At 59.4% G+C, this 24,630-nt stretch carries 21 protein-coding genes; 11 read left to right on the forward strand and 10 right to left on the reverse strand.

Annotated features, from left to right (window positions below):
- The first annotated feature begins 221 nt into the window (after positions 1-221).
- Complete coding sequence (locus tag C2E19_RS20135) at positions 222-521, forward strand: PilZ domain-containing protein (protein ID WP_129394776.1); 300 nt, start codon at positions 222-224, stop codon at positions 519-521.
- Between the two features lie 52 nt (positions 522-573).
- Here the strand turns inward: C2E19_RS20135 and C2E19_RS20140 are convergent, their stop codons facing one another.
- A complete protein-coding gene (locus tag C2E19_RS20140) occupies positions 574-1,263 on the reverse strand; it encodes a VacJ family lipoprotein (protein WP_129394777.1) in 690 nt (229 codons plus the stop codon).
- Between the two features lie 197 nt (positions 1,264-1,460).
- Here C2E19_RS20140 and C2E19_RS20145 point away from each other — a divergent pair, with 197 nt between their 5' ends.
- Together C2E19_RS20145 and C2E19_RS20150 are read left to right on the forward strand one after the other, a co-directional pair.
- On the forward strand, positions 1,461-2,081 hold the full coding sequence (locus tag C2E19_RS20145; protein ID WP_129394778.1) for an HAD family phosphatase: 621 nt from the start codon (positions 1,461-1,463) through the stop codon (positions 2,079-2,081).
- 108 nt (positions 2,082-2,189) lie between these two features.
- On the forward strand, positions 2,190-2,453 hold the full coding sequence (locus C2E19_RS20150; protein WP_129394779.1) for a DUF4404 family protein: 264 nt from the start codon (positions 2,190-2,192) through the stop codon (positions 2,451-2,453).
- Positions 2,454-2,538: 85 nt separating this feature from the next.
- Here C2E19_RS20150 and queF read toward each other — a convergent pair whose 3' ends face one another.
- Both queF and C2E19_RS20160 read right to left on the reverse strand, forming a co-directional pair.
- Positions 2,539-3,369 carry an NADPH-dependent 7-cyano-7-deazaguanine reductase QueF gene (gene queF, locus C2E19_RS20155; RefSeq protein ID WP_129394780.1) on the reverse strand — a complete coding sequence of 277 codons (831 nt, stop codon included), beginning with the start codon at positions 3,367-3,369 and terminating at the stop codon, positions 2,539-2,541.
- 61 nt (positions 3,370-3,430) lie between these two features.
- The gene (locus tag C2E19_RS20160) at positions 3,431-3,958 is read right to left on the reverse strand and encodes a plastocyanin/azurin family copper-binding protein (RefSeq protein WP_129394781.1); all 528 of its coding nucleotides are present in this window, start codon (positions 3,956-3,958) and stop codon (positions 3,431-3,433) included.
- A gap of 173 nt (positions 3,959-4,131) precedes the next feature.
- Between C2E19_RS20160 and C2E19_RS20165 the strand changes: the two genes are divergently transcribed.
- Positions 4,132-4,812: a heavy metal response regulator transcription factor gene (locus C2E19_RS20165; RefSeq protein ID WP_129394782.1), complete on the forward strand. Its 681-nt coding sequence runs from the start codon at positions 4,132-4,134 to the stop codon at positions 4,810-4,812.
- On the forward strand, positions 4,812-6,161 hold the full coding sequence (locus C2E19_RS20170) for a heavy metal sensor histidine kinase (RefSeq protein ID WP_129394783.1): 1,350 nt from the start codon (positions 4,812-4,814) through the stop codon (positions 6,159-6,161). The genes C2E19_RS20165 and C2E19_RS20170 overlap by 1 nt, the downstream gene beginning before the upstream one ends.
- Before the next feature lie 170 nt (positions 6,162-6,331).
- Here the strand turns inward: C2E19_RS20170 and C2E19_RS20175 are convergent, their stop codons facing one another.
- The 3 genes from C2E19_RS20175 to C2E19_RS20185 form a co-directional block, all read right to left on the reverse strand.
- Positions 6,332-7,576: a lipoprotein-releasing ABC transporter permease subunit gene (locus tag C2E19_RS20175; RefSeq protein WP_129394784.1), complete on the reverse strand. Its 1,245-nt coding sequence runs from the start codon at positions 7,574-7,576 to the stop codon at positions 6,332-6,334.
- A 63-nt stretch (positions 7,577-7,639) separates the two neighbouring features.
- Entirely contained in the window at positions 7,640-8,338 is a 699-nt protein-coding gene (gene lolD / locus C2E19_RS20180) for a lipoprotein-releasing ABC transporter ATP-binding protein LolD (RefSeq protein WP_129394785.1), read from the reverse strand.
- Positions 8,331-9,581 (reverse strand): lipoprotein-releasing ABC transporter permease subunit, encoded by a 1,251-nt coding sequence (locus C2E19_RS20185; RefSeq protein ID WP_129394786.1) that lies wholly within the window; start codon positions 9,579-9,581, stop codon positions 8,331-8,333. Before C2E19_RS20185 ends, lolD begins: the two co-directional genes overlap by 8 nt.
- Before the next feature lie 94 nt (positions 9,582-9,675).
- Here C2E19_RS20185 and C2E19_RS20190 point away from each other — a divergent pair, with 94 nt between their 5' ends.
- Together C2E19_RS20190 and C2E19_RS20195 are read left to right on the forward strand one after the other, a co-directional pair.
- A complete protein-coding gene (locus C2E19_RS20190) occupies positions 9,676-10,257 on the forward strand; it encodes a PilZ domain-containing protein (protein ID WP_129394787.1) in 582 nt (193 codons plus the stop codon).
- 14 nt (positions 10,258-10,271) lie between these two features.
- Complete coding sequence (locus C2E19_RS20195; protein ID WP_129394788.1) at positions 10,272-10,994, forward strand: glycerophosphodiester phosphodiesterase; 723 nt, start codon at positions 10,272-10,274, stop codon at positions 10,992-10,994.
- A gap of 42 nt (positions 10,995-11,036) precedes the next feature.
- On the opposite strand, the gene sthA is transcribed toward C2E19_RS20195, so the two are convergent.
- Together sthA and C2E19_RS20205 are read right to left on the reverse strand one after the other, a co-directional pair.
- A complete protein-coding gene (gene sthA / locus C2E19_RS20200) occupies positions 11,037-12,431 on the reverse strand; it encodes a Si-specific NAD(P)(+) transhydrogenase (protein ID WP_064117858.1) in 1,395 nt (464 codons plus the stop codon).
- Positions 12,432-12,628: 197 nt separating this feature from the next.
- Positions 12,629-13,615, reverse strand: a complete 987-nt coding sequence (locus tag C2E19_RS20205) for an FAD:protein FMN transferase (protein ID WP_174823942.1) — start codon at positions 13,613-13,615, stop codon at positions 12,629-12,631.
- A gap of 119 nt (positions 13,616-13,734) precedes the next feature.
- Here C2E19_RS20205 and C2E19_RS20210 point away from each other — a divergent pair, with 119 nt between their 5' ends.
- Positions 13,735-15,036 carry an MFS transporter gene (locus C2E19_RS20210; protein ID WP_129394790.1) on the forward strand — a complete coding sequence of 434 codons (1,302 nt, stop codon included), beginning with the start codon at positions 13,735-13,737 and terminating at the stop codon, positions 15,034-15,036.
- A gap of 170 nt (positions 15,037-15,206) precedes the next feature.
- Here C2E19_RS20210 and C2E19_RS20215 read toward each other — a convergent pair whose 3' ends face one another.
- Positions 15,207-16,670 carry a glyceraldehyde-3-phosphate dehydrogenase gene (locus C2E19_RS20215; protein WP_129394791.1) on the reverse strand — a complete coding sequence of 488 codons (1,464 nt, stop codon included), beginning with the start codon at positions 16,668-16,670 and terminating at the stop codon, positions 15,207-15,209.
- A gap of 354 nt (positions 16,671-17,024) precedes the next feature.
- On the opposite strand from C2E19_RS20215, the gene mfd reads away from it, so the two are divergent.
- From mfd to C2E19_RS20230, 3 genes are read left to right on the forward strand one after another with little or no spacing between them, the layout of a single operon-like run.
- On the forward strand, positions 17,025-20,474 hold the full coding sequence (gene mfd, locus C2E19_RS20220; protein WP_129394792.1) for a transcription-repair coupling factor: 3,450 nt from the start codon (positions 17,025-17,027) through the stop codon (positions 20,472-20,474).
- Positions 20,475-20,484: 10 nt separating this feature from the next.
- Positions 20,485-21,051, forward strand: coding sequence for a CsiV family protein (locus tag C2E19_RS20225; protein ID WP_129394793.1), 567 nt, complete (start codon positions 20,485-20,487; stop codon positions 21,049-21,051).
- A gap of 11 nt (positions 21,052-21,062) precedes the next feature.
- On the forward strand, positions 21,063-23,753 hold the full coding sequence (locus tag C2E19_RS20230) for a DEAD/DEAH box helicase (protein WP_129394794.1): 2,691 nt from the start codon (positions 21,063-21,065) through the stop codon (positions 23,751-23,753).
- Between the two features lie 139 nt (positions 23,754-23,892).
- Here the strand turns inward: C2E19_RS20230 and C2E19_RS20235 are convergent, their stop codons facing one another.
- Positions 23,893-24,630, reverse strand: a complete 738-nt coding sequence (locus C2E19_RS20235; protein ID WP_129394795.1) for an S-methyl-5'-thioinosine phosphorylase — start codon at positions 24,628-24,630, stop codon at positions 23,893-23,895.

Raw genomic sequence — 24,630 nt, forward strand, 5'->3', positions numbered from 1 at the left:
GCGCAGACTACTGGATTCGCTTTCTAGCCACTCTGTTGCACCGCTTTCGAGCGTTCGCCCTGCACACGGTTACACCAGAGGTGCCCTTCTAAGGCGCAGACGGTACTCCCATCCGCAGAGCGTTTCAAGCATGCGCCGATGGTCGCTTGACGACTTTACTTGTCAAATCACCGAGAGTTATAAGAACAGCTCAAACCGTAACCCAATGGAAGGACGGAACCATGAGTCAAACCGGTCGGGACTACAGCGAAAAGCGCGATTTCATCCGCATGCGGGTCGATGCCGATGTCGTGTTGATTCATGCAGGCGATCAGGTTTCAGCGACCTGCATCGATCTGTCCAGCAGCGGCATGCAGGTCGAAGCACCGCGCCAGTTCAAGGTTGGCGACCGTTTGCGGGTGTGCATCGACTCCGATCACGCGGCGCTCAGCGGCCTCGAAGCGGAGACCGAAGTGGTCTGGGTCAAGGCGCAGGATGGCGACAGCCAGAGGCTCGGGCTGAGCATTCTTGCGATGAAATAGCTGCACACAAAAAAGGCGACCCTGAGGTCGCCTTTGTTTTTACCGGTCGAGATTAAAAATCGTCTTCGACCTGGCCATCCTTCACCTTGAACTCGCGGTTCTGCAGGTAAGCGTTGCGGATGAAGGTGTATTTGTCGCCGCTGATCAGCTTCTCGCTCGACAGCAGGCTGGCGCGGGTGTCGACGATGTTCAGGCCGAAGATCGAGTTACGCACTGGCACATCGTTGATGTAGTGGTACATGCCGGTGTAGCTGTCGACGTATTTCGACGGTGCATCACGCAGGGTGCTTGGGCCGAGCAATGGCAGCATCACGTACGGACCGCTGCCGACACCCCAGTAGCCGAGGGTCTGGCCGAAGTCTTCGTCGCTACGGTTCAGGCCCATTTTGGTGCCGACGTCGAAGAAACCGAGCAGACCGAAAGTGGTGTTGAAGATCAGGCGTGCCGTGTCGACGCCAGCGGCGGCCGGTTTGCCCTGCAGAACGTTGTTCGCCAGGTTGGTGACATCACCGACGTTGCGGAACATGTTGTGGATGCCGTCTTCGACAAACTGCGGCGTGACAAACTCATAACCCTGCGCCAGAGGCTTCAGCGCGTAGGTATCAACGAAGTCGTTGAACTGGAAGATCGGGCGGTTGACGCTTTCCCAAGGGTCTTCTTCCGTTGCGGCCTGAGTGGCGAACGGAGCCAGCAACAGGCCGGCATAGACACAAAGCTGAGCGAGCGGATGGCTCCAGCGCATAGAAAAACTCCTTGGATTTGTACTGTCGCGGGCAACTTGGCTCACGCATTAAGGCCGCTAGTATAAGCGCAAAAGCCCATTTGGGCAGTCCGGGAATGCACTGACTTGTAGGACATTTCCTGCACGCCCTTTCACGCGGCTGTCATCCAACTGTCACCGACAAACCCTAGCCTTGTGGCTATTTCAGGGACGTTGCCATGTCACATGCCGAAACCTTGCCTATCGCTGCGCCCAGTCTGACCGCCGTGCTGTTCGGACTCAGCGGTTGCCTGGTGGATTTCGGCGCCCGCGCCCGGCAACAGACTCCCGCCGCGTCCGCACACGCCGATGCCACACCGGGTGCGCTCGAAAGCTTGCACAGCTTGCAGCGCCAGCAGATTCCCTGTGCCTGGCTCGATGACTTGCCCCCTGCCCTCGCACAACCGCTGTCGGCTGCGCTGCCGGCCTGGATCAAATCACCGCAACATTCGGCAACAATCAATCCATGGCCGGCGCCCAACGCCTGCTGGCAAGCCTTGATGGATCTCAACGTTAGCAGTCTCGATGGCTGCGTCTTGGTCAGCGGCGAACCGCGCCTGCTGCAATCGGGCCTGAATGCCGGGCTGTGGACCATTGGCCTGGCGTCGTGCGGTTCGCTGTGCGGCCTGGCGCCAAACGAATGGCAGGCCCTGAGCCAGAAAGAACGCGAACAACTGCGCGGCAAGGCCACGATGCAGCTGTTCGGGCTCGGCGTACATTCGGTGATCGATCATCTGGGCGAGCTCGACAACTGCCTCGCCGACATCCGCCTGCGCCGCCTCAAAGGCGAAAAGCCCTGATCGGGATCATGCACACCTGACGAGAGTGGATTAATCTAAAGGTCAGCCATAGACCTTTGGCGCGCGGCTGCGGTCAATGCCAGTGCCTCTCGATAAAAGGAAAACACCATGCCCGCCCAAGAACTGCAAAAACAGCTCGAAACCCTGCGCGAGCAGCTGGAGCAGAATCCGCCGCTGTCGGAAGCTGAACGGGAAGATTTGCACGCGCTGATGGCGCAGATCGAATCGGAAATTCAACTGGAGAATGCTACTCAGGACGCTAGCATTGCCGACGGCGTGAACCTTGCGGTCGAACGGTTTGAAGTCGAACACCCGGCCATTGCCGGCACCCTGCGCAACATCGTCAATGCGCTGGGCAGCATGGGGATCTGATTCCCCAAACTCAAAAGATCGCAGCCTGCGGCAGCTCCTACATTGATCAACTGTAGGAGCTGCCGCAGGCTGCGATCTTTTGATCTTACTGACGTACCAACCGATGGTTCGGCAGTTGTACGCTTTCGGTGCTGCGGTACGGGTTGATGTCCAGACCACCGCGACGCACGTAACGTGCAAACACGGTCAGCTTTTCCGGTTTCAGCAACCGCTGCAGGTCGAGGAAAATCCGCTCCACACACTGCTCATGGAAATCCGAGTGCTGGCGGAAGCTGACGATGTATTCGAGCAAGCTCGCATGATCCAGCGCCGATCCGCGATATTCCACCACGACACTGCCCCAGTCCGGCTGACTGGTCACCGGGCAGTTGGATTTGAGCAAATGGCTGTGCACGCTCTCTTCAACGATCCGTGAGTCATCGCAACGCAGCAGCTCCGGACGCGGATGCTCATAGTTGCTGACGCTGATATCCAGATCGTCGATGCACACGCCCGGCAATGCCACGACGCCTTCCGCTTCAACATCCTTCAGACTACGCACGCGCACGCCTACCGGTTTGCCGGCGGCGGCGGACAGGTCCTTGACCAGCGTCGCTTCCAGCGCGGCGGTGTCGGCAAACGGCGTCTGGTTCAGCGAGTTCAGGTACAGCTTGAACGACTTCGATTCGATGATGTTCGGCGAATCCGCCGGGATGCTGAACTCAGCGATCGCCACCACCGGTTTGCCGGAAGGCAGCAGCCACGACAGCTCGAAGCAGTTCCAGAAATCCACGCCTTTATACGGCAGGGTTTCGGCGGTCAGCCCCAGTTCGGCCCACTTCGCGGTGCGCGGAATCGGGAACAGCAGGGACGGCGTGTACGTGGCGATGTATTCGCTGGATTTGCCCAGCGGCGAGTGTTCGGCTGCGGGATGCATGGCGGAAACCTGACTGAAGAATCAGCGGATTCTACCAGCCTTTGCGCGCGCCTTTGAGTGCTTACTGACTGACAGTCAATTTGCCGACCATGCCCGCCTGGTAATGCCCGGGAATATTGCAGGCGAATTCCAGGCTCGTGGCTTTGCTGAACGTCCAGGTCAGCTCGGCGGTCTTGCCCGGTTCGACCAGCACACTGTTCGGGTCATCGTGCTTCATGGTGTGGCCCATCGCGGCGTGATCCATGCCCGCCATGTCGTGGGACATTTCCTTCATGCCAGTAGGCGTGAGCATGCCGCTTTGCTGCATCTGCAACATTTCCTGCTGGTGTTGGGCGTGCATTGCCGCGTCACCGAGGTTGAATTCGTGCAACAACTGGCCTTTATTCACCAGCACAAAACGCACGGTCTCACCGGCCTTGACCTGAATCGCCTTCGGGTCGAACGACATGTCGTTCAGCACCACTTCAACGCTACGCGTGGCTTGGGCGGCGGGAGCCGGCTGGCCGAAGTCGTAGGTGTGCGCGGGGGCTGCCCACACCGGCGAACTCAACGCCAACAAACACAAGGCCAGGGATTTACGCAAAAACATGGTCGTACTCCAACAAGATAAGGTTCAGCTTGTGGGAAACTTTAGCCGGCCTGCGCTGGCATCAAGCTGACAGGCAGATTACAACTTTGTCAGGTTGGCGCCTGTCGTCTGCTGTCACGCTATAAAGCTTTCGTTACCAGAACCCGAATCACCCCGGACAACCCGAGTCGCCCATGAAACTGTTGATCGTCGAAGACCAAGCGAAAACCGGCCAATACCTGCGTCAGGGCCTGACTGAGGCCGGGTTCAACACCGAGCTGGTGGCCGACGGCAACAGCGGCCAGCAATTGGCCTTGAGCGGTGAGTATGCCTTGTTGATCCTCGATGTGATGTTGCCGGGGCGCAATGGCTGGCAGATTCTGCACGCGGTGCGCAGTGCCGGGCTGGATACGCCGGTACTTTTTCTGACCGCCAAAGACGCGGTGGAGGACCGGGTTCACGGCCTCGAACTGGGCGCCGACGACTATCTGGTCAAACCGTTCGCCTTCTCCGAACTGTTGGCGCGGGTACGCAGCCTGTTGCGTCGCGGCAGTGGCACGCCGCAGGAGACCAGTCTGCAACTGGCCGATCTGCGCCTGGATCTGATCCGTCGCCGGGTCGAACGCAGTGGCCAGCGCATCGACCTGACCGCCAAGGAATTCGCCCTGTTGGAAATGCTCTTGCGTCGCCAGGGCGAAGTGCTGCCGAAATCGCTGATCGCCTCACAGGTCTGGGACATGAATTTCGACAGCGACACCAATGTCATCGAAGTGGCAATCCGCCGCTTGCGTCTGAAGATCGACGACGACTTCCCCAACAAACTGATACACACCGTGCGCGGCATGGGCTACGTGCTTGAAGAGCGCGCAGTCTGATGCGCCGACTGTCCTTGAGTTCACGCCTGGCCTTGTTGTTTGCCGCTTGCACCGCCGTGGTTTCGTTGTTCGCCGGGGTGTTGTTCAACCGTGCCAGCGAGGCGCATTTCATCGAACTCGACCAGCAACAACTGGATGGCAAACTGATTGGCCTGCGCCGCGCCCTGCAGGATCTTCAGCCTGCTCAGCGTGAAGTGCGACTCGCGGATGAGCTCAGTCGTCAGGCCGATTTGTCGCTACGTATCACCGGCGCTGATGGCCAGCGCTGGTATGACAGTTCGACGCAGATTCCCAGAAATTTGCCCCAACAAACTGGCTTGTCGACGATCAGCAATGACGGCACCGATTACCGCGTGCTCAACGCCCCGCTCTATCCCGATAAAACCGATTCGCCACAACTGAGCCTGTTGCTCGACATCACCCATCACCAACACTTCCTGCAACGCATGCAGCACTTGATCTGGCTCACGGTCGGGCTCTCGGCATTGGCGACGGCGCTGCTCGGTGCCTGGGCGGCACGCAGCGGTTTGCGCCCGTTGCGGCGCATGAGCGCGGTGGCCCGTGGGATTTCCGCACAGTCGCTGAATGCGCGCCTGCCGCAAGAGCAAATGCCGCCAGAGCTTGCGGAAATGGCCCACAGCTTCAACGCCATGCTCGCACGACTCGACGACTCGTTTCAGCGCCTCTCGGCGTTCTCCGCTGACATTGCCCATGAACTGCGCACGCCACTGTCGAACTTGCTGACCCACACGCAAGTCACCCTCACCCGGCCACGGCCGATCGAGGATTACCGCGAAGCGCTGCACAGCAACCTTGAAGAACTGCAATGGATGGCGCAACTGGTCAACGACATGCTGTACCTGGCCAAGGCTGACCACGGTTTGCTGATGCCCAAGCGTGAACCGCTGGAACTGGCGGATGAGGCTGATGTGTTGCTGGAGTTTTTCGCACCGTTGGCGGAGGACGCCGGGGTGACGTTGACGCGCGAGGGTCATTCGCGAATTGAAGGTGATCGCAGTATGTTGCGGCGGGCCTTATCGAATCTACTGGATAACGCTCTGCGCTTTACCCCGGCTGAGGGCGAAGTGAATGTGCGGATCGTTGATCAACCGAGCGCCGTGCGCATTTCGGTCGAGAACAGTGGTGAGGGGGTTTCAACTGAGTTGTTGCCACGGTTGTTTGACCGGTTTTATCGGGCGGACCCGGCGCGACAGGAAGGCAGCAGCGAGCATGCGGGGCTGGGGTTGGCGATTACACAGTCGATCGTCCGGGCCCATGGTGGGCAGATTCATTGCGAATCAGAGGCGGGATCGACGCGCTTTGTGATTGAGTTACCCAAGAAGGATTGAGGCCAGTAGTTCCGGCCTCTTCGCGAGCAAGCCCGCTCCCACATTGGAGTGTTGATCAGGAATCTGTGATCCAACTCATCCTGTGTGAGAGATAGCTGCCACACATTGGATCTAGGTCGTTCACAAATCCAATGTGGGAACGGGCTTGCTCGCGAAAGCGGTGTACCAGATTACGAATATCTGAGTGCGTGAGCTGGCTCGATCTTCGCCGCTCGCCACGCCGGGTACACTGTTGCCAAGAAGCTTAGAATGAACCCCGCCGAGCAGATCAACAGCACATCCCCAGCCTGCAATTCCGACGGCAAGTTGCTGACGAAGTACACGTCAGAACTGAAGATATGCTGCCCGCTCACGCGCTCGATCCAGCCAACCATCTCGCTGACATTCAGCGCAGCAATCACGCCCAGTACGCCGCCAATAATGGTGCCGACAATGCCGATCACCGTGCCTTGCACCATGAAGATCGCCATGATCTGCCGTGGCGTGGCACCGATGGTACGGAGGATCGCGATGTCCGCGCCCTTGTCGTTCACCACCATGATCAGCGTCGCGATGATGTTGAACGCCGCCACCGCGACGATCATCAGCAACAGCAGGCCGATCATGGTTTTTTCCATTTTCATCGCGCTGAACAGACTGCCTTGGGTGTGAGTCCAGTCGTCAGCCTTGAAATCCGCGCCCAAGCCGGCGGCGATGTCCGAAGAAACCTTCGGCGCGGCATACAGATCCTTGACCGCCAGACGCACGCTCTGCACCTGATTCGGCTGCCAGTGCTGCATGGTCGCGGCGTCAGCCACGTGGATCAGGCCCATGGAGCCGTCCAGTTCGGCGCCGACCTTGAACACGCCCACCACGTTCAGCCGCTGCATACGCGGGGTGATGCCACCCGGTGCGGTGCTGACTTCGGGGACGATCAGGGTGATTTTGTCGCCGACGTTGAGACGAAAACGACGCGCAGTAATCTCACCGATCACCACACCGAACTCGCCCGGTTTCAAGGCATCGAGGCGGCCCTGCACGATGTGCTGGGCAACGATCGACACCTTGCCTTCCTGGGCCGGATCGACGCCGCTGATCTGGATCGGCTGCATCAACCCTTTATAGGAGAGCATGCCTTCCATTTCAGTGAACGGCACGGCGGCGGTCACTTCGGGATTCTTCATCGCGGCGGCGGCAACCGGCTGCCAGTCATCGATCGGCTTTACGCCAACGATGGTCGCGTGCGGCACCATGCCGAGGATGCGCGAGCTCATCTCGCGCTGGAAGCCGTTCATTACCGACAACACCACGATCATCGCCAGCACGCCGAGGGCGAGACCGATCATCGAGGTCATCGAAATGAACGAAACAAAGCGATTGCGGCGCTTGGCGCGGGTATAGCGCGTGCCGATAAAGATCGATAACGGTCTGAACATTCGCTGGGGCACCGTATAAAAATAAAAGACCCGACGCCTTTGCAGACGTCGGGTTGCAGCCAATCAGACAGGCGTGAGGCAACCTTCTTGCAGGTGCAGCACGCGGTCCATCTGGCGGGCCAGGTTCATGTCGTGAGTCACCACCAGAAACGCGGTGCGCATTGAGGTGCTGAGTTCCAGCATCAAATCCTGAATGCCTTGCGCGGTGTGGGAGTCGAGGTTGCCGGTCGGCTCGTCGAGCATCACCAGGCCTGGCTTGTTCACCAGCGCGCGGGCGATGGCGACACGCTGACGCTCACCACCGGACAGTTCGGATGGCTTGTGCTCAAGGCGATGGCCGAGACCGACGCGTTCCAGCAAAGCAGTCGCACGCTGACGCGCTTCAGGGATCGGCGTCTTGCCGATCAGCAGCGGCATGCACACATTTTCCAGCGCAGTGAATTCCGGCAGCAAATGGTGGAACTGGTAAACGAAACCGAGCGAACGGTTACGCAGCAGGCCACGCTTCTTTTCGCTCAGCGCCGACAACTCTTCGCCGTCGAGCCAGACACTGCCCTTGGTTGGCGTATCGAGACCACCGAGCAGATTGAGCAAAGTACTTTTGCCCGAACCCGAGGTGCCAACGATTGCCACGCGCTCACCCGGGTGCAATTCCAGTTGCAGGCCGGCCAGTACTTCTACCGATTCCGGGCCTTCCTCGTAGGATTTGCCCAGGTTGCGGCAGCTCAAGATTGCTTGTTCACTCATGCCCGACTCACTCATAACGTAACGCCTCCGCCGGCTGGGTGCGCGCGGCACGCCAGGCTGGATACAGGGTGGCGAGGAAACTCAGGACCAACGCCGCTGCGCAGACCATGACCACATCCTGGCTCTGCACCTGCGACGGAAGATAATCAATGAAATACACGTCAGCATTAAGGAATTTATGGCCGATCAGGCCTTCCAGTGCCGCGATGGCTGCGCTGACGTTAAGCGCGGCGAAAATCCCGACCACCGCACCGATGGCCGTGCCGACCACGCCGATCACCGTGCCTTGCACCATGAACGTGCGCATGATCGTGCCCGGCGTTGCGCCCAACGTACGCAGAATGGCGATGTCGCCCTTCTTGTCGTTGACCACCATCACCAGCGTGGAAATGATGTTGAACGCGGCAACAGCGACGATCAGCAGCAACAGCAGGCCGATCATGGCTTTTTCCATGCGGATCGCCTGATACAGATTGCCGTGGGTGCGCGTCCAGTCGCGGGCGTAATAATGGTCTTCGCCAAGTTGCTGGGCGATGTTCCATGCCACGCGCGGCGCCTGGAACAAGTCATCGAACTTCAGGCGGATGCCCTGCACCTGATCAGGCTTCCAGCGGTGCATCTTCGCCAGATCCTGCAGATTGGTCACGCCCAGATAGCCGTCGAGTTCGCCAGCGCCGACATGGAAAATGCCGACCACGGTGAAGCGCTTCATGCGCGGGAACATCCCGGCCGGGGTCACGCTGACCTCCGGCGCGACGAAGGTGATCTTGTCACCGATGCCCACGCCCAGCTTGGTCGCGGCCTTGTCGCCGATGACGATGCCGAAACTGCCCGGCGTCAAATCGTCGAGTTTGCCCTGCTTCATGAAGTTGTCGATGATCGACACATTGCGTTCGAGCGCAGGGTCGATGGCATTGAGCAACACCTTGGAGACCTGACCGTTGTTGGTCAGCAGCCCCTGCATCTGGGTGAACGGCGCAACGGCCGTCACCTGCGGGTTCTGCTTGACCTTGGTGGCCAGGCTTTGCCAATCGTTGATCGGCTCAGTGGATTCAATGGTCGCGTGGGGCACCATGCCCAACACGCGGGTGCGCATCTCATGATCGAAGCCATTCATCACCGACAGCACGACGATCATCACGACCACGCCAAGGGCGAGCCCGATCATCGAAGTCAGGGAAATGAATGACACAAAATGATTGCGACGCTTTGCACGGGTATAACGCGTGCCGATAAATACGAAGAGAGGTCTGAACATGTCGGGGCTTGTTCGGAGGGAAAAGGAACGTCCTTGTGGCGGGGGTCGATAACCAGCTTTACACTCAGACCACCGCCGCTACCATGGGTTCGCCATGTCGACATTAGATGAAGAAGATCGCCGCGAATACTACCGTATCGAGGACACGATCGCACTGGAAATTCGGCCCCTGTCTGCTCCCGAAGCCGCAGGCCAGGAAGTGTTGCAGGATGCTTCCCCGCTGTTCAACCTGCTCAGCGAACTGCACCTGAGCGAATTCGAGTCGCAACACCTGTTGCGCCAGATCAGCGAGCGCGACCGGGCTATCGCCGCGTTCCTGAAATCGCAGAACAAACGCATCGACCTGCTCAGCCAGGTGGTCGCCCTGACCGTGCTCGGCCAGATCGGCGAGCCGCAGCCGGTGATCATCTCCGAGGGCGGGATCGACTTCCAGCACCCGACGCCGATTGCCACCGGCGCACACCTGTCGGTGAAACTGGTGCTGATGCCGCAGGCGCTGGGCCTGTTGCTGCGCGCGCGCGTCACCCATTGCGACCGCAAGGGCGACGGTTATGACGTCGGCACCGAGTTCGAACACCTGACCGATGCCCAGCGTCAGTTGCTCGCCCGCTATATCTTGCAGAAGCAGGCCCAGGAACGACGCCTGGCCCGCGAACAAAACGAATCAGGCATTTAATTTAAGGAAGAACCGTGACCCTCATCTACGGCCACCGCGGCGCCAAGGGCGAAGCACCGGAAAATACCCTGAGCAGTTTTCAGGAATGTCTCAAGCACGGCGTGCGCCGCTGCGAACTCGATCTGCACCTGTCCAAGGACGGCGAGTTGATGGTCATCCACGACCCGACCCTCAAGCGCACCACCGACCGCCGTGGCAAAGTCGTTGAGCACACCGCCGCCGATCTGGTGACCTACGACGCGCGCAAGGGTGGCCCGGGCTGGATCAAACCGTGTCCGATTCCGACGCTGGAAGAGTTGTTCGAAAAGTGTGATTTCGAGCACTGGCAACTGGAAGTCAAAAGCGCTTCACGCACCCGCGCCGCCACCACGGTGCTGGCGATTCGTGAAATGGCCCAGCGACATGGCCTGCTCGACAAGGTGACGATCACCTCGAGTTCACGGGAAGTATTGAAAGCGGCGCTGGATCTGGTGCCGGATGTGTCGCGCGGACTGGTTGCCGAGTACGCCTGGCTAGACCCGTTGAAGGTCGCGGCCAGTTATGGCTGTGAGATTCTCGCGCTGAACTGGACCCTGTGTACGCCGGAACGCCTGCAGAAGGCGCAGCGTCAGGGGCTGCATGTGTCGGTGTGGACCGTCAACGAGCCTGCGCTGATGCGCAGACTCGCCGACTTCGGCGTTGACAGCCTGATTACAGACTTTCCCGGTTTGGCCACTGCCACGCTCGAGAATTGCTGAAATCGGTCTCCCCGGCCGGCTCAGGCCACCGGCCGGAGCCCGTCAAAAAAGCCGGTTGAGGCCGTCGTACGCCGCTACCCGATAGGCTTCAGCCATGGTCGGGTAGTTGAACGTGGTGTTGACGAAGTACTTCAGCGTGTTCAGCTCGCCCGGCTGGCTCATGATCGCCTGACCGATGTGCACGATCTCCGACGCCTGATAACCGAAGCAGTGAACGCCCAGCACTTCCAGGGTTTCACGGTGGAACAGGATCTTCAGCATGCCTTGCGGCTCGCCGGCGATCTGCGCACGCGCCATGCTCTTGAAGAACGCTTTGCCGACTTCGTACGGCACTTTGGCCTGGGTCAGCTCCTGCTCGTTCTTGCCGATCGAGCTGATCTCCGGAATGGTGTAGATGCCGGTCGGCACGTCATTCACAAAGCGCCAGCTACCGTTATCGACAATACTGCCAGCAGCCGAACGACCTTGGTCGTGGGCGGCACTGGCCAGGCTTGGCCAGCCAATCACGTCACCGGCACCGTAGATGTTCGGTACGCAGGTGCGGTAAGCCTCGTCGACTTCGATCTGGCCACGGCTGTTGACCTTGACGCCGATGTTTTCCAGACCCAACTGGTCAGTGTTACCGGTACGACCGTTGCACCAGAGCAAGGCGTCGGCCTTGATCTTCTTGCCGGACTTCAGGTGCAGGATCACACCGTTGTCGACGCCTTCAACGCGATCGTAATCTTCGTTGTGGCGCACGGTGATGTTGTTGTTGCTGAAGTGGTAGCTCAACGCCTGGGAGATTTCCGAGTCGAGGAAGCTCAGCAACTGACCACGGTTATCGACCAGCTCGACCAGCACACCCAGTCCGCTGAAGATCGACGCGTATTCGCAACCGATCACGCCGGCGCCGTAAACGATCAGCTTGCGCGGGGTATGGCCGAGGCTGAGGATGGTGTCGCTATCGTAGATACGCGGGTGGTGGAAATCGATGTCCGCCGGACGATAAGGACGCGAACCGGTGGCGATGATGATGTGCTTGGCCACCAGTTTTTCGACCACGCCGTTGGCGCAGACCACTTCGATGGTTTGCTCGTCGGCGAAGCTGCCGGTACCGAAGAACACGTCGACGCGGTTACGGGCGTAGTAGCCGGTACGCGAAGCGACTTGTTTGGAAATGACTTTCTCGGCGCTTTTCAACACGTCCGGGAAGGAGAACCAGCGTGGCTCGCCGATCGCCCGGAACATAGGATTGGTGTTGAACTGCATGATCTGCCGCACCGAGTGACGCAGTGCCTTGGACGGGATGGTACCGAGGTGGGTGCAGTTGCCGCCGACCTGGCGACGGCTGTCGACCATCGCGACCTTGCGCCCTGCTTTGGCGGCGTTCATTGCCGCGCCTTCTCCCGCCGGGCCGGAACCCAGCACCACCACGTCGTAGTTGTAGACAGCCATGCGTACTCCTCAGAACAGGCCGCGGTGCCAGCAGCACCTACGGCTAAATCACGCCGAACGGCGGCGCGAAGGAACAATTGGGGGTCAATCAAGAACCCGGACACAGTCTATAGAAGCGTCAACGCCGCGCACATTAACCCTTGGTCGCGTCGTAGGCTACTTTTGCCTGCACTACAACGCCAGCTTTCGTATTGTTCTCAGTCAGTTTTTTCGCCACTGAGGCGCTCGAAAGCCTTGTTGGTGCGGACGATAAAACCTGTATCGGCACGAATCACAAAGAATGCACCAACGTCATGTTTTTCGGCATAGTCCCACGCCCTTTCGGGGCCGAGAATAAGCAACAGCGTCGATAGTCCATCAGCCATCAACGCTGAAGGATGAATCACCGTGACTGACGCCAGGTCGTGTAGGACGGGGGCGCCTGTGCGGGCATCAAAGGTGTGGGAATAGCGCCGACCGTCCTGCAGGAAATAGTTGCGGTAGTCGCCGGAGGTCGAGACGCCATAGCCATCGACATTGATGATGCGCTCGGCGATTTGTTGATCGTCGCGGGGTTCTTCCAATGCAACGCGCCAAGGGGAGCCATCGAGTTTTTTGCCTTTGGCCTTTAACTCGCCCGTGGCTTCAGCCAGGTAATCGTGGATGCCCAGCGCGTCGAGCCTGGCGGCGATGGTGTCGACGGCATAACCGGCGGCGATGCTGTTGAAGTCGACTTCGACAGCGGCGTCTTTACACAACTGATCGCCGTTGATGCGCAGATGCTGATGGCCAACCCGTGGCATCACCTTTGCCAGTATGGCGGCATCAGGGACTTTCTCTTCACGACCTTGCGGACCGAAACCCCAGAGATTCATCAGCGGCTCGACGCTGAGGTCGTAGGAACCGTCGCTTTGCACTGACAGTTGTTCGCCGACGCGGATCAATTCGAGTATCGATGCAGGCATTTTCTGACAGCTATTGGCGGGCAAAGCGTTGAAGCGTTCGATGTCCGAATCGTCGCGGTAGGTGGACAGCTGCCGATCGACTTCGCCGAGGATGCCCTCCACTTCACTGCGAACCTGCGTTGATTCAGGCATGCCAGCGTGGCGCAGGTACTTGATCGAATACGTGCTGCCCATGGTTGGCCCGCCAAAGCTTTCCATGGAATCGCCATTGCCGCAGCCAGCCAATATGCCAGCCAGCATCACAAGCCCAAGCAACCGTCCAGTGAACAATTATTCATCTCTCCGTAAACCACGGCGGCCATTATGAATTAACGGACCTGCAACATCTTTATACAAAATCCAATAGTGAGTACCTGAACATGTCCACCACCACGGGCAAAGGCAAAGCGATCTTCCGCGTTGTCAGCGGCAACTTTCTCGAAATGTTCGACTTCATGGTTTATGGCTTTTACGCCACGGCCATCGCCAAAACCTTCTTCCCCACGGACAGTGCCTTCGCTTCGCTGATGCTTTCATTGGCCACTTTTGGTGCCGGTTTTCTGATGCGTCCGTTGGGGGCGATTTTCCTCGGCGCCTACATTGACCGTCATGGCCGTCGCCAGGGCCTGATCATTACTCTGGCGTTGATGGCTGCCGGCACGGTGCTGATCGCCTGCGTTCCGGGCTACGCCACTCTCGGCGTTGCCGCACCGCTGATCGTACTGTTTGGCCGCTTGCTGCAAGGTTTCTCGGCGGGCGTGGAGCTGGGCGGCGTGTCGGTGTACCTGGCAGAGATCGCCACACCAGGACGCAAGGGCTTTTTCGTCAGTTGGCAGTCCGCCAGCCAGCAAGCGGCCGTGGTGTTCGCTGGATTGCTCGGGGTTGGCCTCAACCATTGGCTGAGTCCGGAACAGATGGGCGACTGGGGCTGGCGCGTGCCGTTCCTGATCGGCTGCATGATTGTGCCGGTGATCTTCGTTATTCGCCGTTCGCTGGAAGAAACCCCGGAATTTCAGGCGCGGAAACATCGCCCTACCCTGCGGGAAATTGTCCGTTCGATCGGTCAGAACTTTGGCATCGTCATCGCCGGCATGGCGCTGGTGGTGATGACCACGGTGTCCTTCTACTTGATTACCGCGTACACCCCGACGTTCGGCAAGGCTGAGCTGCACTTGTCTGACTTCGATGCGTTGCTGGTGACTGTGTGTATCGGCCTGTCGAACTTCTTCTGGCTGCCGGTGATGGGCGCGGTGTCCGACAAGATCGGGCGCAAACCCCTACTGCTGGCGGCGACGATTCTGGCGATTCTTACCGCTTACCCTGCCCTGTCGTGGCTGGTGGCGAATCCGAGCTTCAGCCATTTGCTGATCGTCGAGTTATGGCTGTCGTTCCTCTACGGCTCGTACAACGGCGCGATGGTGGTGGCACTGACCGAGATCATGCCGGTGGAAGTGCGAACGACCGGGTTCTCGCTGGCCTATAGCCTGGCGACGGCAACCTTCGGCGGGTTTACGCCGGCGGCGTGTACTTATCTGATCCATGTGCTGGATAACAAGGCTGCGCCGGGGATCTGGCTGAGTGGCGCGGCGGTGTTGGGGTTGATTGCGACGCTGGTGTTGTTCCGCGGCAATAAGCATGAACTGCGCACCGCGCAAGCGGCCATACCCGGCGGCGCTCGATAGAACGCTTTCGCGAGCAGGCTCGCTCCCACAGGGAATTTTCTGAGCGACACAGATCCAGTGTGGGAGCGAGCCTGCTCGCGAAGAGGCCGGTACTGACAACACAGCTCTAAAAGGCACACAAACAAAAACGCCCCGACCAAAGTCGGGGCGTTTTCATGTGCAGCTAAGGCTTAGCGCGGGAATGCTGGCGGGTTTACCCCGGCCATGTCTTCCATAACGCGGATCACCTGGCAGCTGTAACCGAACTCGTTGTCGTACCAGACGTACAGAACAACGCGGTTATCCTGGGTGATGGTCGCTTCAGCGTCGACCACACCGGCGTGGCGCGAACCAACGAAGTCGGTCGAAACCACTTCCTGCGAGTTAACGAAGTCGATTTGCTTGTGCAGATCGGAGTGCAGCGCCATGTAGCGCAGGTACTCGTTCATCTCTTCACGGGTAGCGGCTTTCTCAAGGTTGAGGTTGAGAATGGCCATCGACACGTTTGGCGTCGGCACACGGATCGCGTTACCGGTCAGCTTGCCGGCCAGCTCAGGCAGGGCCTTGGCAGCGGCGGTGGCAGCACCGGTCTCGGTGATCACCATGTTCAGCGCGGCGCTACGACCACGGCGATCGCCCTTGTGGAAGTTGTCGATCAGGTTCTGGTCGTTGGTGTACGAGTGAACGGTTTCGACGTGACCGTTGATGATGCCGAACTTGTCATTCACAGCTTTCAGCACCGGCACGATGGCGTTGGTGGTGCAGGAAGCGGCGGAGACGATCTTGTCGTCAGCGGTGATTTCGCTGTGGTTGATACCGTGAACGATGTTCTTCAGCTTGCCTTTGCCTGGCGCGGTCAGAACAACGCGGTCGATACCCGGGCACTGCAAGTGCTGGCCCAGGCCATCGGCGTCACGCCATACACCGGTATTGTCCACCAGCAGCGCGTCTTTGATGCCGTACTGGGTGTAATCCACTTCAGTCGGGTTCTTCGCGTAGATCACCTGGATCAGGTTACCGTTGGCGGTGATGGTGTTATTTTCTTCGTCGATGGTGATGGTGCCGTTGAACGAACCATGCACCGAATCGCGACGCAGCAGGCTGGCGCGCTTGGTCAGGTCGTTGTCGGCGCCTTTGCGCACGACGATGGCACGCAGACGCAGACCGTCGCCACCACCGGTTTTCTCGATCAGGATACGCGCCAGCAGACGACCGATACGACCGAAGCCGTACAGCACAACGTCGGTGCCTTTACGGGCCGAAGCGTTTTGCTGGCCAACCACGTCAGCCATTTCTTCACGCACGAACTGCTCGGCGGTACGGCCGTTGCCTTCGTTGCGGAATTTGAACGCCAACTTGCCCAGATCTACCGAAGCCGCGCCGAGCTTGAGCTCGCTCATGGCTTTAAGCAGTGGGAATGTTTCGTGGACGGAGAGTTCGCTGTCGTCGGAAGAACGGTGACGCGCAAAGCGGTGAGCTTTGAGAATCGCGATGACAGACTGGTTGATCAGGCTGCGGCCATAGATCGAGCTCACCACGTTGTTATTGCGGTAGAGCTGACCGATAAGCGGAATCATCGCTTCTGCGAGAGCTTCACGGTCGATCCATTCACCAAGACACTGGTCGGGCTTCTGAGTCACGGTAACCTTCCACATGTAGGGGCAGAAAAAAGGGGCTACATTATGCCGCCGACAACCTCATTCAGCAATGCGCGCTTGTCGCGAAATCGGTAACAAAATTCCTTTCAAAAAAATCACGCCTCGCGCCAGCCCAGTAAATACGCGGCTTCCAGCGCAGTCAATTTTTCGTCGACTGTTAGACGATGTCTGTAACCCTCCGTAACACGAGCCAATTTCGGCACTACATAATCGCTAAAAAACGCCTGCTTTTTATGGTTACCACTACATTTCGCCGAAACAGCGAAGATAGACACAGTCTGCAACTGACAGGTGACACCGGACGCCGCTACAATTACCGACTTTGTCGCAAAGCCTGGAGCTCAACCTTCCGTGCCCGTTCTGCGTCTACCGCTACTCCCTGCCGAGGCAGGTAAACAGCATTGGGGCAATTTGCCCGGTGCTGCCCTCAGTCTGGCGATTGCCGAGGCTGCCAGCGCTGCCAAGCGCTTCACCCTGCTACTGACCGCCGACAGCCAGAGCGCTGAACGACTGGAACAGGAGCTGAGTTTCTTCGCCCCGGATTTGCCCGTTCTGCATTTCCCCGACTGGGAAACCCTGCCGTACGACCTGTTCTCGCCGCACCAGGACATCATTTCCCAGCGCATCGCCAGCTTATATAGGCTGCCGGAACTGGCGCATGGCGTACTGGTGGTGCCGATCACCACCGCCCTGCATCGTCTGGCGCCGACCAAATTCCTGCTCGGCAGCAGTCTGGTACTCGATGTCGGCCAGAAACTCGACGTTGAACAGATGCGCTCGCGGCTCGAAGCCAGCGGCTACCGCTACGTCGACACGGTTTATGAGCACGGCGAGTTCACCGTGCGTGGCGCATTGATCGACCTGTTCCCGATGGGCAGCAAACTGCCCTATCGCATCGACCTGTTCGATGACGAAATCGAAACCCTGCGTACATTCGATCCGGAAAACCAGCGCTCGATCGACAAGGTCGAATCGGTCAAGCTGCTACCGGCACGCGAATTTCCGTTGCAGAAAGACGCAGTCACCCGTTTCAAGGCACGTTTCCGCGAGCGTTTCGACGTCGACTTCCGGCGCTGCCCGATCTTTCAGGATCTGAGCAGCGGGATTACCCCGGCCGGCATCGAGTACTACCTGCCGCTGTTCTTCGACGAAACCTCGACCCTGTTCGATTACCTGCCGCAGGACACGCAAGTGTTCTCGCTGCCGGGCATCGAGCAAGCGGCCGAAAATTTCTGGAACGATGTGCGTAATCGCTATGAAGAGCGCCGCGTCGATCCATCGCGTCCTTTATTGCCACCCGCTGAATTGTTCCTGCCGGTGGAAGACTGCTTCGCGCGCTTGAAGAGCTGGCCGCGCGTGGTCGCCAGCCAACAGGACGTCGAAAGCGGTGCCGGGCGCGAGCGCTTCCCGGCGCAAGCCCTGCCGAATCTGGCGATCGAGGCCAAAGCCACGCAACCGCTGGCGGCACTGGCCGGATTCCTCGACGAATTCCCTGGGCGCGTGCTGTTCACCGCCGAATCCGCTGGGCGTCGCGAAGTGCTGCTGGAGTTGCTCGAGCGCCTGAAGCTGCGGCCGAAAACCGTCGACAGCTGGCCGGACTTCGTTGCGAGCAAGGATCGCCTGGCGATCACTATTGCGCCGCTCGACGAAGGCCTGATGCTCGACGAACCGGCGCTGGCACTGGTCGCCGAAAGTCCGCTGTTCGGCCAGCGCGTGATGCAGCGTCGCCGTCGCGAGAAGCGTGCCGATGGCAACAACGATGCGGTGATCAAGAACCTGACCGAGTTGCGCGAAGGCGCGCCGGTGGTGCATATCGATCACGGCGTCGGCCGCTACCTCGGCCTGACCATTCTGGAAATCGACGATCAGGCCGCCGAATTCCTCACCCTCGAATACGCCGAGAACGCCAAGCTCTACGTGCCGGTGGCCAACCTGCATCTGATCGCGCGCTACACCGGCAGCGACGATGCACTGGCGCCGCTGCACCGCCTCGGCTCCGAGACCTGGCAGAAAGCCAAGCGCAAAGCCGCCGAACAAGTGCGTGACGTTGCCGCTGAACTGCTTGACATCTATGCCCGTCGTGCCGCTCGCGAAGGTTATGCGTTCGCCGACCCGAAAGCCGATTACGCAACGTTCAGCGCTGGTTTCCCGTTCGAAGAAACCCCGGATCAACAAACCACCATCGAAGCCGTGCGCGCCGACATGCTCGCGCCGAAACCGATGGATCGACTGGTCTGCGGCGACGTCGGTTTCGGCAAGACCGAAGTGGCCATGCGCGCGGCGTTTATTGCCGTGCACGGCGGTCGTCAGGTAGCGATTCTGGTGCCGACCACCCTGCTCGCCCAGCAGCACTACAACAGTTTCCGCGACCGCTTCGCCGACTGGCCGGTGACTGTCGAAGTGATGAGCCGCTTCAAGTCGACCAAGGAAGTCAATGCGGCGATCGCCGACCTGGCGGAAGGCAAGATCGACATCGTCATCGGCACGCACAAACTGCTGTCCGACGATGTGAAGATCAAAAACCTCGGGCTGGTGATCATCGACGAAGAACACCGCTTCGGTGTGCGTCAGAAAGAACAGCTCAAGGCCCTGCGCAGCGAAGTAGACATCCTCACGCTGACCGCCACACCGATTCCGCGCACGCTGAACATGGCGGTGTCGGGCATGCGCGATCTGTCGATCATTGCCACGCCGCCAGCGCGACGCCTGTCGGTGCGCACTTTCGTCATGGAGCAGAACAAGAGCACGGTCAAAGAGGCTCTGCTCCGCGAACTGCTGCGCGGCGGTCAGGTTTACTACTTGCACAACGATGTGAAAACCATCGAGAAATGCGCCGCCGATCTCGCCGAGCTGGTGCCGGAAGCCCGCATCGGCATCGGTCACGGACAGATGCGCGAACGCGAACTCGAACAGGTGATGAGCGACTTCTATCACAAGCGTTTCAACGTGCTGATCGCCTCGACCATCATCGAGACCGGCATCGACGTGCCGAGCGCCAACACCATCATCATCGAGCGCGCCGACAAGTTTGGCCTGGCACAACTGCACCAATTGCGTGGTCGTGTCGGCCGCAGTCACCACCAGGCTTACGCGTACCTGCTGACGCCGCCGCGCCAGCAAATCACTTCGGACGCAGAAAAACGTCTGGAGGCGATCGCCAATACCCAGGATCTCGGGGCGGGTTTCGTGCTCGCGACCAACGACCTGGAAATCCGTGGCGCCGGCGAACTGCTCGGCGATGGCCAGAGCGGTCAGATTCAGGCTGTGGGCTTCACGCTGTACATGGAAATGCTCGAACGCGCGGTGAAATCAATCCGTAAGGGCGAGCAGCCGAACCTCGACCAGCCGCTCGGCGGTGGCCCGGAAGTCAACCTGCGGGTGCCGGCACTGATTCCGGAAGACTATCTGCCTGACGTTCACGCGCGCCTGATCCTGTACAAGCGCATCGCTTCGGCCACCGACGAGGAAGGCCTGAAGGATCTGCAAGTCGAGATGATCGACCGTTTCGGCCTGCTGCCTGAGCCGACCAAAAACCTGGTGCGCATCACTGCATTGAAGTTGCAGGCTGAACAGTTGGGTATCAAGAAGGTCGACGGAGGGCCGCAAGGTGGACGAATCGAGTTCGCGGCGCAGACGCCGGTCGACCCGATGACCCTGATCAAACTGATCCAGAGCCAGCCAAAACGCTACAAATTCGAAGGCGCCACGATGTTTAAATTCCAGGTGCCGATGGAACGCCCGGAAGAGCGCTTTAATACTGTAGAGGCGCTGTTCGAGCGCCTCATCCCGAAAACTGTTTGAAGGACGCCGCATGCGCCTGTTTCGCTCACTGACTTTGCTACTGACTTTGGTAGCACCTACGGCGTTTGCCGATGACCTGTATCAGGTCGAGATGATTCTGGTGCGCCAGAACGCTGTGCCGGCGATTGTCAGCCGCGCAGCACCGGAAGACTGGGCCGTCGGCGCCCAGCGCTTGGCTGAGAACAGCACGCGGACACCGGCGCTCAATGATGTCGCCAGCAAACTCACCGCCAGCGGCGAGTACAGCGTGCTGATGCACAAGGCCTGGCAACAGACCCTCGGCGAAGCACCGGCGAAAGTCGCGGTCAGTGACGGCAAGGAGCAGTTCGGCCAGTTCCCGATCGAAGGCACGCTGGAGCTGAAGCTCGGACGCTTCACCGATGTCGCCGCCGACTTCTGGGTCAATCAGCTCGACGCCAATGGCCTGGTCACCGCCAGTGAACGCCTGAAACAGGACAGCCACACCAAGAATGGCCAGCTCAACTACCTCGACAACGGCCACCTGGCGTTGCTGATCAAGATCACTTCCCTGACCGCACCTGCGCCACGGGAAGCGCCTGAAGCGATTCCGGACTGATCGAAGTCCTTATGAACCCGCCGCTGAGTAAACCGTTGGCACCCTCCTGGGTCAGCCGATTCAAGGAACAGAGCCTGGAGCGTGGCCGCCGCTACGCCCTGGAAAACCGGGTACGCATCGCTCAGGTCGGCGATGCAACCATCACCGCCAGTTGCGAAGGCTCTGGCGGTAACGTTTACCGCCAGACCATTCACCTGCGCGAGTCAGCCAAAGGCACTCTGCTGTTGGTCGATGCCGGTTGCACCTGCCCGGTTCGCACCAATTGCAAACACTGCGCAGCGGTGTTGCTGAAAGTTCAGGAAACCCTCGACTACCCCGCCGCCGCCAAAGATGCCGAACTGCTGGAAAAACTCCAGGCAGTGCTGGAAAATCGCGGCCCGAAAGCACCGCCGCAAGTGCTGGTCGATAACGTTCAGCCAATGCCGCGCCTGTGGCTGGCCAGTGTCGAGTTCAGCGCTTTCGAACCGCGCAACGGCAAGATGCAGCGCTACATCCAGCATCGTGCGGCGCTATCGTTCAGTTATCTGGACGAATACGTCAGCGGGCAGAAGAACAGTGACATCCTGATCCGCCAGGAAACCCAGACGCTGCGGATAAAACGTCACCCGGATGTCGAACAGTCCTACCGCGAACAGTTACGAATCCTTGGCTTTCGCATCGCTACGCGACAGAGCAAAGCCCTGCCGGAAAGTGCCGGCGAGCTGTATGAGATGGTCAACGACAGCGCGTGGCTGACGTTCACTCTCAACGATCTGCCGAAGCTGCGCACCCAAGGCTGGGAATTGCAGATTGACGAAGAGTTCGGCTTTGACCTGACCGCTGTGGATGACTGGTACGCCACAGTCGAACAGGCACCGGAACGTGACTGGTTCGATCTGGAGTTGGGGATCATCGTCAACGGTGAACGCCTGAGTTTGCTGCCGATCCTGCTCAACCTGATGCGCTCGCACGCGGAGATTCTCAACCCGGAACGTCTTGCGCGCCGTCGTGATGACGAGCTGATTCTGGTCAACGTCCCGCAACGCAACAGCGAGCACGGGCCATTGCAGGTGGCATTGCCGTTGGGCCGGTTGAAACCGGTGCTGATGACCCTCGGCGAGTTCTATTTGCAGGAGCCGGGCGAAACCACTTTGCGCCTGAGCAAGGCCGACGCCATACGCCTGAACTCGCTGGAAGGCATTCCGCTCCTGTGGGAGGGTGGCGAGCAGATTCGCACCTTCGCCCAACGCCTGCGCGACATTCGTGATTTCAGCGTTGAAGCGCCGGAAGGCTTGAATGCGACGCTGCGCCCGTATCAGCTTGAAGGCTTGAGCTGGATGCAGTCGCTGCGGCAACTGGAAGTCGGCGGGATTCTCGCGGATGACATGGGTCTGGGCAAAACCCTACAGACCCTGGCGCATATTCTCAGTGAGAAAATCGCCGGTCGCCTCGATCGCCCTTGCATGGTGGTGATGCCGACCAGTCTGATTCCGAACTGGCTGGATGAAGCGGCGCATTTCACACCGCAGTTGAACGTGGTCGCGCTGTACGGCGCCACTCGCAAGAAGCACTTCGACAATCTGGCTGATTTCGACCTGATTCTCACCACCTACGCGCTGCTGCCCAAGGACGTCGAACGTTTGGCAAAGCAGCCGCTGCATGTGCTGGTGCTGGATGAGGCGCAGTACATCAAGAACCCGAACAGCAAAGCGGCGCAGGCAGCGCGCGAGCTGAATGCGCGTCAGCGCCTGTGCCTGAGTGGTACACCGCTGGAAAACCACCTGGGTGAGCTGTGGTCGCTGTTTCACTTCCTGCTGCCGGGCTGGCTTGGCGACGTAAAAAGCTTCAACGCCGATTACCGCGTGCCGATTGAAAAGCGCGGCAGCGAAGTCCGGCTTCAGCACCTCAACGGCCGGATCAAACCGTTTCTGCTACGTCGCACCAAGGAACAGGTCGCTACCGAGTTGCCGCCGAAAACCGAGATCATCCACTGGGTCGATCTCAACGAAGCGCAGCGCGACGTGTACGAAACCATGCGCCTGGCGATGGACAAGAAAGTCCGCGACGAGATCACCCGCAAGGGTGTCGCGCGCAGCCAGATCATCATTCTTGAAGCGCTGTTGAAACTGCGTCAGGTCTGCTGCGATCTGCGCCTGGTCAACGACGCCACCCTGCCCGCGCGCGGCAGTACGTCCGGCAAGCTCGACAGTTTGATGGAGATGCTTGAAGAGTTATTCGAGGAAGGCCGAAGGATTCTGCTGTTTTCGCAGTTCACCTCGATGCTGTCATTGATTGAAGACGAGCTGAAAAAGCGCAATGTCTCCTACGCGTTGCTGACCGGCCAAACCCGCGATCGGCGTACGCCGGTGAAGGAATTCCAGAGCGGCAAGCGTCAGATATTTCTGATCAGTCTGAAGGCCGGTGGTGTTGGCCTGAATCTGACCGAAGCGGATACGGTGATTCACTACGACCCGTGGTGGAACCCGGCGACCGAGAATCAGGCGACGGACCGCGCTTACCGAATTGGTCAGGAGAAACCGGTGTTCGTCTACAAGATGATTGCCCGGGGCACGGTGGAAGAGAAGATTCAGCATCTGCAGAAGGAAAAATCCGACTTGGCGGCGGGCGTGCTGGATGGGCGCAAGGCCGGGGACTGGAAGTTGCAGAGTGATGATATTGAAGCGTTGTTTGCGCCGTTGCCGGACAAGCTCGAGAAGCGTTGAGATCTTTTTCGTCTGTTAGATAGCTATCGCTGGCAAGCCAGCTCCCACAGGTTATGAGTCGTACACAAAAATGTGATTCAACTCGATTCTTGTGGAAGCTGGCTTGCCAGCGATGGGGTCAACTCGGTCTCGGCAGGACTCAGCCCTTGAGTACCCGCGCCAACGCCGACTTCACCTTGCCCATGCCGTCATGCAAAGCCTGCTCGATCTCGGCCATGGTAATCACTTCAGTGGTCTTGCCCGCAGCAGGGTTCACCACCAGCGCCAGACAGGCGTAATCCAGCTCCAGCTCACGTGCCAGCGCCGCTTCCGGCATACCGGTCATGCCGACGATGTCGCAGCCATCACGCTCCAGACGCACGATCTCGGCCACGGTCTCCAGACGCGGGCCTTGAGTGCAGGCATACACGCCCTGATCGCTGTACTCGCAACCTTCGGCAGCCACGGCGGCAATCAATTGCTGACGCAGCGGTTCGCTGTAAGGAAAGCTGAAGTCGATGTGGGTGACATGCTCCAGATCATCTGCGAAATAGGTGTGTTCACGCCCGCTGGTGTAGTCGACGATCTGATGCGGCACGCAGAAATGCCCGGTGCCCATCGCCGAATGAATCCCGCCCACGGCGTTCACCGCGATGATCGCCTCGGCACCCGCCTGCTTCAACGCCCACAGATTGGCGCGGTAGTTGACCTTGTGCGGCGGAAAGCGGTGCGGGTGGCCGTGACGGGCGAGGAACAGCACTTCCTTGCCAGCGTATTCGCCGATCTGTACTTCGGCTGAGGGTGCGCCGTAGGGCGTGTCGACTGCCAGCGACTGACGAATGCTCAGGCCTTCGAGCTGGGTCAGGCCGGTGCCACCGATGATTGCGTAAACGGTCAT

Origin of the sequence: Pseudomonas sp. DTU12.3 (assembly GCF_004124275.1) — a bacterium.
Classification (GTDB): Bacteria; Pseudomonadota; Gammaproteobacteria; order Pseudomonadales; family Pseudomonadaceae; genus Aquipseudomonas; species Aquipseudomonas helmanticensis.